The organism is Tritonibacter scottomollicae, from assembly GCF_003003215.1.
In the GTDB taxonomy this organism is placed as follows: Bacteria; Pseudomonadota; Alphaproteobacteria; order Rhodobacterales; family Rhodobacteraceae; genus Epibacterium; species Epibacterium scottomollicae.
Window position 1 is genome coordinate 59974 of sequence record NZ_PVUF01000017.1, and the last position, 11210, is coordinate 71183.

General features: G+C 57.5%; 17 protein-coding genes. All 17 read right to left on the reverse strand.

All coding sequences use genetic code 11. From position 1 onward, the window contains the following. Positions 1-67: 67 nt before the first annotated feature. Positions 68-1111, reverse strand: coding sequence for a succinylglutamate desuccinylase/aspartoacylase family protein (locus tag CLV89_RS18985; RefSeq protein ID WP_106165233.1), 1044 nt, complete (start codon positions 1109-1111; stop codon positions 68-70). Between the two features lie 91 nt (positions 1112-1202). Beyond that, positions 1203-1727 (reverse strand): sulfotransferase family 2 domain-containing protein, encoded by a 525-nt coding sequence (locus CLV89_RS22350; RefSeq protein ID WP_165798157.1) that lies wholly within the window; start codon positions 1725-1727, stop codon positions 1203-1205. 289 nt (positions 1728-2016) lie between these two features. Further along, positions 2017-2637, reverse strand: a complete 621-nt coding sequence (locus CLV89_RS18995; protein ID WP_106165235.1) for a TIGR02466 family protein — start codon at positions 2635-2637, stop codon at positions 2017-2019. Positions 2638-2778: 141 nt separating this feature from the next. Next, positions 2779-3489 (reverse strand): substrate-binding periplasmic protein, encoded by a 711-nt coding sequence (locus tag CLV89_RS19000; protein WP_106165236.1) that lies wholly within the window; start codon positions 3487-3489, stop codon positions 2779-2781. Between the two features lie 129 nt (positions 3490-3618). Beyond that, positions 3619-3930: a hypothetical protein gene (locus CLV89_RS19005; RefSeq protein WP_243395081.1), complete on the reverse strand. Its 312-nt coding sequence runs from the start codon at positions 3928-3930 to the stop codon at positions 3619-3621. A 177-nt stretch (positions 3931-4107) separates the two neighbouring features. Then, positions 4108-4521 (reverse strand): 50S ribosomal protein L16, encoded by a 414-nt coding sequence (gene rplP / locus CLV89_RS19010; RefSeq protein WP_106165237.1) that lies wholly within the window; start codon positions 4519-4521, stop codon positions 4108-4110. A gap of 12 nt (positions 4522-4533) precedes the next feature. Beyond that, a complete protein-coding gene (gene rpsC, locus CLV89_RS19015; RefSeq protein ID WP_106165238.1) occupies positions 4534-5253 on the reverse strand; it encodes a 30S ribosomal protein S3 in 720 nt (239 codons plus the stop codon). Continuing rightward, positions 5253-5633 (reverse strand): 50S ribosomal protein L22, encoded by a 381-nt coding sequence (gene rplV, locus CLV89_RS19020; protein WP_005621907.1) that lies wholly within the window; start codon positions 5631-5633, stop codon positions 5253-5255. Before rplV ends, rpsC begins: the two co-directional genes overlap by 1 nt. Before the next feature lie 3 nt (positions 5634-5636). Beyond that, entirely contained in the window at positions 5637-5915 is a 279-nt protein-coding gene (gene rpsS / locus CLV89_RS19025; RefSeq protein ID WP_106165239.1) for a 30S ribosomal protein S19, read from the reverse strand. Between the two features lie 3 nt (positions 5916-5918). Beyond that, on the reverse strand, positions 5919-6761 hold the full coding sequence (gene rplB / locus CLV89_RS19030; RefSeq protein WP_106165240.1) for a 50S ribosomal protein L2: 843 nt from the start codon (positions 6759-6761) through the stop codon (positions 5919-5921). Positions 6762-7038: 277 nt separating this feature from the next. Then, positions 7039-7917, reverse strand: coding sequence for a hypothetical protein (locus CLV89_RS19035; RefSeq protein WP_133166754.1), 879 nt, complete (start codon positions 7915-7917; stop codon positions 7039-7041). 240 nt (positions 7918-8157) lie between these two features. Continuing rightward, a complete protein-coding gene (locus tag CLV89_RS19040) occupies positions 8158-8454 on the reverse strand; it encodes a 50S ribosomal protein L23 (RefSeq protein WP_106165242.1) in 297 nt (98 codons plus the stop codon). Further along, positions 8451-9068, reverse strand: coding sequence for a 50S ribosomal protein L4 (gene rplD / locus CLV89_RS19045; protein WP_106165243.1), 618 nt, complete (start codon positions 9066-9068; stop codon positions 8451-8453). The genes CLV89_RS19040 and rplD overlap by 4 nt, the downstream gene beginning before the upstream one ends. Beyond that, positions 9065-9784, reverse strand: a complete 720-nt coding sequence (gene rplC, locus CLV89_RS19050) for a 50S ribosomal protein L3 (protein ID WP_106165244.1) — start codon at positions 9782-9784, stop codon at positions 9065-9067. The genes rplD and rplC overlap by 4 nt, the downstream gene beginning before the upstream one ends. 18 nt (positions 9785-9802) lie before the next feature. After that, on the reverse strand, positions 9803-10117 hold the full coding sequence (rpsJ, locus tag CLV89_RS19055; RefSeq protein ID WP_058289455.1) for a 30S ribosomal protein S10: 315 nt from the start codon (positions 10115-10117) through the stop codon (positions 9803-9805). 180 nt (positions 10118-10297) lie between these two features. Continuing rightward, positions 10298-10705: an NYN domain-containing protein gene (locus CLV89_RS19060; protein WP_243395082.1), complete on the reverse strand. Its 408-nt coding sequence runs from the start codon at positions 10703-10705 to the stop codon at positions 10298-10300. Positions 10706-10970: 265 nt separating this feature from the next. Then, positions 10971-11210 (reverse strand): EF-Tu C-terminal domain-related protein (locus CLV89_RS19065; protein ID WP_481000418.1); only part of this gene is annotated, 240 nt, incomplete at its 5' end.

Genomic DNA, 11210 nt, shown 5'->3' on the forward strand with positions numbered 1-11210 from the left:
GCCGCGAGCTGCCAGTCAACATACTATGCCCGATTGCGCTGCACGCCCGTTCTGTAAAGATGCAGACCTAGATAATCTCATCCTCATCAAACATCGCAGCTCCTTCCAATTGCGCGTGCAAACTCTCGATCCGGATTTCGGCCTCGGAACTATTGACCACGCGCGCAATGTGGAACAAGGCATCACCTTCATTGACGATAGGCAGGTTGGCCCGCCCAATGATAAGGCCCGCCTGGCTGGCCGTAAGTTCCATCTCCTCTTCGCCAAACGGATCGGCGACGATGCCAAGAACATCTCCCTCCTCAACCATCTCGCCGGTCGTCTTGTAGGCGCGCAGCAAACCACCTGCGGGTGCGCGTTCCCAACTGGAGTCGCTGGCGCGCACCGGCACCACTTCGGCCAGGGGTACACCGTCATCAGGGATCATACCCAGCGCATGCATGACCCGCAGAATACCCGCCACGCCAACGCGGGCAGATTGCTCGTCAAACCGCAGCCCCTCCCCCGCCTCATACAGCAGGATGTCGACACCCGCCTTCTGCGCCTCATGCCGCAGGGACCCTTCGCGCAGGCCCGAGCGGATCACCACCGGTGCGCCAAAGGCGTCAGCATAGGCCAGCGTCTCCTGCGCCTTTGGCGACACCCGGATCTGCGGCATGTTGGTGCGATGAATGGCGGCAGAATGCAGGTCGATGCCAAGATCGGAGCGCGCCACGATTTCGGTCATGAACAGATGCGCCAAACGGCTGGCAAGCGAGCCGCCTTCGCTGCCGGGAAAGCAACGGTTCAGATCACGCCTATCCGGTAGATAGCGCGAGTGGTTCAGAAACCCGAACGTATTGACGATCGGAACCACGATGAGCGTCCCCTTCAACCGCGCGAACTGGCGACTGCGCAGCAACCGGCGAGCGATCTCGACACCGATGACCTCATCCCCGTGGATCGCGGCAGACACAAACAGCGTTGGTCCCTCTTCCGCACCATGGATGACGTGAGCGGACATATTTACGGGTGTGTGGTCGGACAACACGCTGACCGGCATGTCCACTGTGCGGCGCGTGCCGGGGGGAACGTGAAAACCGCCAATTTCAAAAGGGGAACGCCGAGCCATTTTGGTGCCTCTTGGAAAAATTCTACCGGACGCTAAGCGGCTTTGGTCGTTTTGACAATCATGCCGGTGCCGCGCGCAGCAAGTTGTGCGCTCACTGTGCGTAAGCCGCCTCGATCAGCCCCACCAACGGTGCATCCGATTTCGGCCGCAGTTTGTGGGCAGCCCCGATCCGATTGTAGCCGAAGTTTTCAAAGTCAGCGGCATAATAGTCCTCGATAATGGTCCGGCTGCGGGCATTTAGATCCGACACGGTGGACCCACTCACGCGTTCTGTCCGATTGCGCACCGGCAGCGCGACGTCGGATTGAGTTATGTTCTGTACGATGCTCCAGTCGTCGGCGATTTCTTCCAGGCGACAGACCAGCTTCACCAGTGGCGCACCAGCGGTGCCGACGACCCATGGCAGGCAAGGATGTAGGGTCATGTGGGTGTCGAGCGCTTCCGGGTCACGACCATCGAGACGCTCAGAGACCCATTCATTGAGCGAAAGCCTTTGCCCCCCGTTTGCGTCCTCTCCAACCTGGCACTCGTACCTGTAGAGCGAACACACCCGCTCATAAGGACGTCGTACAAGGGCAAAGGTCTTGAGCGCATCCCAATAAGCGCCCCCAGCCACGTGCCGCCATTCCCGCGCTTTGCCATGTAGGTAAAATTCCTTCAACGCAGCACCGACGGCGGTTCCGCCACATTTGGGAAAATGAACAAAAAAGTATGGTCGCTGAAAGGACTTCGTCAGCCAGTTTATTGCAACTTCAGTTGGTACGGCCTGCTTTGCGGCAGCGTGCTCGGGGTATTCGATAATGGGGCACCTGTTGGTCGCGGGTCACGGCTGCAGGCTCACATGGTGCGCTTAAGAAAACCTAAAGCCCCGCAGTTTCATGCAAAATCGCGCTGACCTCGCCCCCTCAGGCCCAGGCGTAATTAAAGCTGACCGAAATCCGCTCATCTTCGGCCATGTTCATCGGCACCTCATGGCGGATGAAACTCTCCCACAGCAGTACATCACCAACCTTCGGCGTCTCATAGACAAAGCTCCGCAGCTCGCGGCGGCACTCTTTGGTGCGCGGCGGATGAGCCATCATCATCGCGTGACGCGGATCCTCCAGTTTCAGAGCGGATGCCCCATCCGGCATCGAAACATAGGTGGTGCCGGAAATCACCGAATGCGGGTGAATATGGCTCGCATGGGTGCCGCCCTCGGGCAGAATATTGATCCAAAGATCCTCAAGCTTCAGCACGCGCCCGTCGAGGTTCAGCTCCAGGTCCTGGGCAAAGGCCGCAACATGGGCATCAAGCGATTTGACCAGGTCGGCAAAGATCGGAAAGCGCCATGGCAGATCGGTGAGCGAGGCATAGGAGGTATAACCCGGATAGCCATTCTCCTCGCACCAGTCCTGCCCCGCCTCGTCGTCCTCGGCGATGGTGATGCAGGAGGTTTGCATTTCCTGCGGATCAATATTGGGGCCGTGCTCGGAGAGCGCAGCCCGGTAAAGGCGGGTCACAAAGAGGGAATCGATCTGGGCCATGGGGCTCTGATAGCGCAAGGAGGCCCGTCTTGGCGAGAGGGATGCCGTACTGAAAGCACAACACGCGCACCGAGGGTGCGCGTGTTACGAGACATGCAGATCAATGGCGGCGCCTACCGAGCGCCAAGGCTCAGAGAAGCCCTATTTGTAGCGGGCCGCGATTTCAGTCTGCGTTCCGTCATCAATCATTGATTGCAGCGCGGTCTGCATACGATCCACCAGCGCCTGATCGGTTTTCTGGCTACAGGCCAGTGACATCATGGTGGTGGAAAGGACCAGCGCCTCTTCAATCTCCACCCCATCCGCGAGCGCCGACTCGAGGAAGGAGCCTGAGGTCGCCATCAAGTCGATCCGCCCTTGCAGCAGCTTTTTCAAGGTGGCCGATTGCGTCGGTGCCAGATCGATAGCGTCAAATCCCGCGCCTTCCAATACGCCAACGGTGTAATCGCCGGTCTGCGTTCCGGTGCGATAGCTGCGCGCCTCTTCGATTGTCGCAGGGGCGATATCGCTGCCAGACTTGCGGACCAGGATGGTGCTATCCGAGGCAAGAGGTTCCACCCACTTGAACTTCGGATCACGTTCCGGCGTGTGCGTGGTGCTGAAAACGCAGGTATTTGGGCGGCGCTCTGCCTGACCGATGGCGCGCGACCACTGCGTCAGTTCCGCCTCGTAGGTGATGCCCGCGCGGTCCATGATTTCAAACACCTGGTCTGCCCCAAGCCCCACGATCTCGCCATCGCGTTCAAAGTTCAACGGAGCGTAATCTTCGGTGAACAGACGCACATCTGCGGCCTGAGCAGCACCAGAAACCCCGAGGGCAACAACCGTAATAAAACTAGTAACGAATTTCATGGACATGTCCTCTTGTCGTGTCGGATTCGACGATGACCTTAGATCAGAAAGCTGAATGAAACGTTCTTGCCATCGGGCGGCTTATTGTACGCATGGCGCACGCTTTCCACCGCCCCCAAATGAGTACCCTCAGCGCGCGGCATCAAACGTGTAATCGCAACCATCGTGGATCATCGCATGGCCCCGCGACATCGGGTTCCCCACCAAGAACCAACGCCAGCCACCACGTGGGGCCGGCCCAGGCGAATACGTGCAGCCATTTGCCAGCGTCCAATACGTCGCATCCTGATAGCGGTATGGCGCCTGACTGATCGGGAGCAATGCGGCCGTCGGAGTCACACCACTGAGGGCCCGCTCCTCTGGGAGGTACAGATCACAGGCCCCGACCAGCATCAAAACCACCCCAAAGCCAGCTGCAAATGTTGCGTTCCCTGGTCTCATTTGGGTCTCCTGTATCCTGAACCATCCCCCAGCCAGAACAGGAACACAAAGTGAACATGCGCTCTATGCTTCGCAAAGTCAGCGTCAAAGGCGTCCACGGCCTTCGCTGAAACAACGAAAAAGCCCCCCGCCAGTCACCTGGCGGGGGGCTTTAAATTCAGTTGCTGAAAACTGGAATTACCAGTCTTCGCGCACCACGATACGTGTCTGTACCGACAGTTTCATGGCTGCGAGGCGCAGAGCTTCACGAGCAATGTCTTCACCGACGCCGTCGATTTCGAACATCACGCGGCCCGGCTTCACTTTGCACGCCCAGAAGTCCACGGAACCTTTACCCTTACCCATACGCACTTCGACGGGCTTGGAGGTCACCGGGGTGTCCGGGAAGATACGGATCCAGACACGGCCCTGACGCTTCATGTGACGGGTCATTGCACGACGTGCAGCTTCGATCTGACGGGCGGTCACACGCTCGGGTGTCACTGCCTTCAGGCCGTAGGTGCCGAAGTTCAGGTCGGAACCGCCTTTTGCGAGGCCTTTGATCCGGCCTTTGTGCATCTTGCGGAATTTAGTACGCTTTGGCTGAAGCATGTCGCGTTCTCCTTAGCGATCGCCACGACGGTTACCACCTGCACCGCGAGGTGCCGGACCGTCCTGGAGTTCCTGAGCCTTGCGATCACGCGCCTGAGGATCATGCTCCATGATCTCACCTTTGAAGATCCACACCTTGATACCGATGATACCATAGGGGGTGGTTGCTTCAGAGTGTGCGTAATCGATGTCTGCGCGCAGAGTGTGCAGCGGCACACGACCTTCGCGGTACCATTCGGTCCGTGCGATTTCAGCGCCGCCCAGACGACCAGCAACGTTCACCCGGATACCCAGGGCGCCCATACGCATGGCGTTCTGCACGGAGCGCTTCATCGCGCGACGGAAGGACACACGGCGCTCCAGCTGCTGAGCGATGGACTCGCCGACCAGCTGTGCGTCGAGTTCCGGCTTGCGGACTTCAACGATGTTGAGGTGCAGCTCGGAGTCGGTCATGGAAGCGATCTTCTTGCGAAGAACTTCGATGTCCGCGCCTTTCTTGCCGATGATCACGCCCGGACGCGCAGTGTGAATGGTCACACGGCACTTCTTGTGGGGGCGTTCGATGATCACGCGGGCAATACCGGCCTGCTTGCACTCAGTCTTGATGAACTCACGGATCCTGATGTCCTCGAGGAGGAGATCACCGTAGTCCTTCGTGTCAGCGTACCAGCGGCTGTCCCAGGTGCGGTTGATCTGCAGGCGCATGCCAACCGGATTGACTTTATGTCCCATTAGGCTTGCTCCTCAACTTGACGCACCTTGATGGTGATCTCAGCGAACGGCTTCAGGATCTTGCCGAAGCGACCACGGGCCCGCGGACGACCGCGTTTCATGGTCAGGTTCTTGCCAACCCAAGCCTCGGCGACGATCAGCTCATCGACGTCCAGGTTGTGGTTGTTCTCTGCGTTCGCGATGGCGGACTGAAGGCATTTCTTCACGTCCTGCGCGATCCGCTTGTTGGAGAAAGTGAGGTCGGTCAGAGCCTTGTCCACTTTCTTGCCACGGATCATCTGAGCCACCAGGTTCAGTTTCTGCGGGCTGGTGCGAAGCATGCGAATTTTCGCCATTGCTTCGTTGTCTGCCACGCGGCGGGGGTTCTTATCCTTGCCCATGACTTACTTCCGCTTCGCTTTTTTGTCAGCGGCGTGACCGTAATAGGTCCGGGTCGGCGAATACTCACCGAACTTCTGACCAATCATGTCTTCCGAGACGTTGACAGGAATGTGCTTGTGGCCGTTGTACACACCGAAAGTCAGACCCACGAACTGGGGCAGAATGGTGGAACGACGGGACCAGATCTTGATCACTTCATTGCGGCCCGACTCGCGCGCTGCTTCGGCTTTTTTCAGCACGTAAGCATCGACAAAGGGGCCTTTCCATACAGAGCGAGTCATAGATTAGCGCCCTTTCTTCTTAGCGTGACGCGAGCGGATGATCAGCTTCTGCGACGCCTTGTTGGTGTTACGGGTGCGCTTGCCCTTGGTCGGCTTGCCCCATGGTGTCACCGGGTGACGACCACCAGAGGTCCGGCCTTCACCACCACCATGCGGGTGATCGATCGGGTTCATGACCACACCACGGACGCTCGGACGCTTGCCTTTATGGCGCATACGACCGGCTTTACCGTAGTTCTGGTTGGAGTTGTCAGGGTTGGACACGGCACCGATGGTGGCCATGCATTCCTGACGGACCAGGCGCAGCTCGCCCGAGGAGAGGCGGATCTGAGCGTAGCCACCATCACGACCAACGAACTGAGCGTAAGTACCGGCTGCACGGGCGATCTGGCCGCCTTTGCCGGGCTTCATTTCGATGTTGTGAACGATGGTACCGATCGGCATGCCCGAGAACGGCATTGCGTTGCCCGGCTTGATGTCTGCCTTCGCGGAGGCAATGACCTTATCACCAACTGCCAGACGCTGCGGAGCGAGGATATAGGCCTGCTCGCCGTCTTCGTACTTCACCAATGCGATGAAGGCAGTACGGTTGGGGTCATATTCAATGCGCTCGACGGTCGCGGCGACATCAAATTTGTTCCGTTTGAAGTCAACGATCCGGTAAAGACGCTTTGCGCCACCACCACGGCGGCGAGAAGTGATCCGTCCGGTGTTGTTCCGGCCGCCCGATTTGGTCAAACCCTCAGTGAGAGACTTGACCGGACGCCCTTTCCAAAGCTCCGAACGGTCGATCAGAACCAGCCCTCGCTGGCCCGGCGTCGTCGGCTTATACGACTTAAGTGCCATGCTTTCTGTCTTCCGTTTAGCGTGCCAGACCTTAGGTTCTTGTCTTTGGTCCAGCTATGTTAAAGCCCCCTGGCTTGGCGCATCCACGCCCGGCTCAGGTGACCGATGAAGGGCCCCGAAGGTCCCTGGGTCGAATGTCCCGACAAAGATAACGGCCCCGGAACGAATCCGAGGCCTGTCAGGATTGGTGCGATGTACCAGAGGTTGGGGGAGGTGGCAATGGCGAAGAGGCTACCGGTAAAACTCTACTATGCCAGACGTGGGAATTATGAAATTCCTAGGGACGATCATCGACTGACGGCGCGCGCACCCAGGGAAAAACATGTATTTTAGTATTCACTCCGTAGCTTCGTGCCATCTTAAGCAAGCGCTCTTCGGCGCGCTTGTCGGCAACGTTTCCCGCTGAGAAACTTGGCGCAACTACTACCAAATGGAGAACCAGATCTTTTCCGTCTTCCAAAAAGGAATTCCGGACGAGCTTGAATTTTGCTAGCTCTGTCGAAAAACGATTTATGAGTGAAGATGTGAACCCCGTTCTAGAGTATTTCACCTCAGCCAAGTGAACGGTATTCTCATCAATTGCCAAGCCATCAAAAATCGTGTTCGGCATATCATTAGACGAAAACCTAACTCCAGATCGAAAATCTAGCTTCAACTTGCCCGCAAGTTTACTTAGGCCAAACTCCTCTGCTGCACGGTATGTAACAGCATAATTTTCAGTTTGCTGCTTCAATAAGCGATTTTTACGATCAGTGTCATTCTTCAACTCGCTGTGAGTAGTAGCTGAATCGACACTATCCTCGCAGCCCCCCCCACCAACCTCTTCGTCAGAAGCCCCTTCACCGTCGTGTTGCGCATCTTCGATTTCCTCCTCAACTTGAGAGAGCCTTTCTTCTGGAGAGACTTTTGACAATTTTCGGAAAAAGTTATCCTCATTAGACCAGTCAGAAGGCGCATAGAGAACCTCTCGATTAAAGTTGAGCGTACAGAAAAACAGAACCACCAAAAATATTGGGAAGATCATCAAAAACCAGATGTACACACTCTGTGCATCTGAGGAAAGAAGCGGCAAAACGCCAGTGCCTCCGACCTCTGTAAGGCCCGCAAAGATAGCAATGATCGTCAAAGGGTTTTTGACAGTGGATGTTTTGCTCATTTGAAACCAATCGGAAATTCTTCTCGGCGTATTCAGCCCTAAACAACCTAATAAATCAATAGACGCGTGAAATTCCACTTATGGAAAAGTGGTCCGGCCGCAGGCCGGGCAGCGCCCGACCCTCCCCACGGGAGGGCGCTTCACGCCCACCCAGGGTCAGACGCCGCCCTTTGTGGTTCCACCAACAGAAAAAGGCCCCTGCTTTCGCAGGGGCCTCTCCAATTCTCAGACAAGCAAATCTCAGAGTCCGGTGGACACGTCGATGGTGTTGCCTTCTTCCAGGGTCACATAGGCTTTCTTAACGTCTTTCCGTTTGCCCAGCGAGCCACGGAAACGTTTGACCTTACCCTTGGTGATTGTCGTGTTGACCGCTTTCACCTTCACACCAAAGAGCGCCTCGACGGCCTCCTTGATCTGGGGCTTGTTGGAACCGATGGACACTTCGAACACCACTGCGCCGTGCTCGGACGCCATGGTGGACTTCTCGGTGATGATCGGCTTGCGGATCACGTCGTAGTGTTCTGCCTTCGCGCTCATTTCAGGCGAGCCTCCAGTGCTTCGACAGCCGACTTCGTGAGCACGAGAGTGTCACGCTTCAGGATGTCATAGACGTTTGCGCCCATCGACGGCAGGATATCCAGACCGCTGATGTTTTGGGCGGCACGAGCGAAGCCTTCGTTGACGGCAGCACCGTCGATGACCAGAGCACGTTTCCAGCCCAGGTTTGCAACCTGTTTGGCCAGGGCGGCGGTCTTGCCTTCAGCTTCGGCGTTCTCGATCACGACCAGCTCACCGGCTTTCGCCTTCGCGGACAGCGCGTGGCGCAGACCCAGCTTGCGGAACTTCTTGGTCAGATCGTGGCCATGGCTACGCGGGGTCGGACCCTTGTAGATACCACCTTTACGGAAGATCGGCGCGTTACGGTCACCATGGCGTGCGCCACCGGTGCCCTTCTGGCGGTAGATCTTCTTGGTCGAGTAGGAGGTCTCGGAGCGGGTCTTCACCTTGTGGGTGCCGGCCTGCGCGTTGTTGCGCTGCCAACGAACCATACGGTGCAGGATGTCCGCGCGCGGTTCCAGGCCAAACAGCTCTTCGGACAGTTCGATGTCGCCCGCTTTGCCACCGTCCAGTTTGATCACGTCAAGTTTCATGCTTCACCCCCTTCCGCGGGTGCTTCAGCCGCAGCTTCAGCAGCAGTCTTCAGAGCTGCCGGGAACGGCAGACCTTCGGGTGCTTTCTTCTTCACGGCGTCTTTGACGGTGACCCAGCCGGATTTCGGACCAGGAACAGCGCCTTTGATGAAGACCAGACCACGATCGGCGTCGGTACGGACGACTTCGAGGTTCTGAGTGGTCACGCGGGCAGCGCCCATGTGGCCGGCCATCTTCTTGCCTTTGAAGACTTTGCCCGGATCCTGACACTGACCGGTGGAACCGTGGGAGCGATGAGAGATCGACACACCGTGCGTGGCCCGCAGACCACCAAAGTTGTGACGCTTCATCGCACCGGCGAAACCTTTACCGATGGAAGTGCCTGTCACGTCCACTTTCTGACCGGTCAGGAAGTGCTCGGCGGAGATTTCCGCGCCCACTTCGATCAGGCCATCCGCGGGGACGCGGAATTCGACCAGCTTGCGCTTGGGCTCAACCTTGGCCGCCGCATAGTGACCACGCATCGCCTTGGAGACGCGCTTTACCTTTGCGGAACCCGCACCGAGCTGAACAGCGGTGTAACCATCTGTTTCGTCAGTGCGCTGAGCGACAACCTGCAGGCCATCGAGCGAAAGAACGGTCACAGGGATCTGCTTGCCGTCTTCCATGAACAAGCGGGTCATGCCCACTTTCTTTGCGATAATACCAGAGCGCATATGAATTACCCTCCGATCTTATGATTGCAGCTTGATCTCGACGTCCACACCAGCGGCGAGGTCGAGCTTCATCAGCGCGTCCACGGTCTGGGGGGTCGGATCAACGATGTCGAGCATACGCTTGTGCGTACGGATCTCGAACTGATCGCGGGATTTCTTGTCAACGTGGGGACCACGCAGAACAGTGAATTTCTCGATCTTGTTCGGCAGCGGGATCGGGCCGCGCACTTGGGCGCCGGTCCGCTTGGCAGTGTTGACGATCTCTTGTGTGGACGCATCCAGCACACGATAGTCAAATGCCTTCAGCCGGATACGGATGTTTTGGCTTTGCATCGTATAGCCTTTTAGTCAGGCGTTGGAGTTGAGAGGAGGGTCTGTGCTCATCACGCACCCTCATCGAACCCAAAAGGCGGGAATCACCCCGCCCATCTCCCGCAGTGCGGGATGTGGCCAATTACACCCGTTAGGGCAGTCTGGCAAGGGGCATTCCCAGCCCCAGCTGCGTCACGCAATTCAAGCAGCTTCGACGACGTCCAGATCCAACCATAGCGCGCCGCGCCGATAACCGCCTCGAACAAGCCGGGGTCCGGTGACTTCCTTCGGAAAATCATCTTTCCAGTCACGAAACCGGTCACGTGACACAACAATGCCGCCGCTTTTTCGCGCCATACGAAGGATATATGGATCCGCCGGCTGTCCCTTGGGAACCACATGAGCCTCGGCATCCTTGAGACCAAGCCGCTTCGCGAAGCTCGGTCCATTCAGGTACCGTCCGACCACCAGATAGCCGGCATTCGCGTCGAAGACCACATACGGGCGATATCCGGACGCCTCGAGCAGAGCGATGACGTCCCGCACCGGCTCCAAAGAAAGGGTGTTTTCCTTCCAGTATAGAACATTGGATCCATCAATAATGGCCAATGGGGCTGACCGCCTCCCGCTCCGACGCTGCAGGAGAAAAAATAGCAGCCCAACTAGAAATGCAAAAAATAGAAATTCAACCATGGGTCGATCACGTCCCAATTCTCAGTTCAAATCAAGTCAGAAAAGCGGAGCCTCTTAAAAACAGGCGCGCCAAGTCGCGAAGACACCATATGGCGAGATGCCGCGCCATCAGAAGCCCCCGGCAGATAGAAAAAGGGCCTCCCGAGGGAGGCCCTTTCCATTCGAAAATCAGGAAACCTGATTACTCGATGATCTTGGACACAACGCCCGCGCCAACGGTGCGGCCACCTTCGCGGATGGCGAAACGCAGACCGTCTTCCATCGCGATCGGGGCGATCAGTTCAACTTCGAACTTCAGGTTGTCGCCCGGCATCACCATCTCGGTACCGGTCGGCAGGGTCACGGTGCCGGTCACGTCGGTGGTGCGGAAGTAGAACTGCGGACGGTAGTTCGCGAAGAACGGCGTGTGACGGCCACCTTC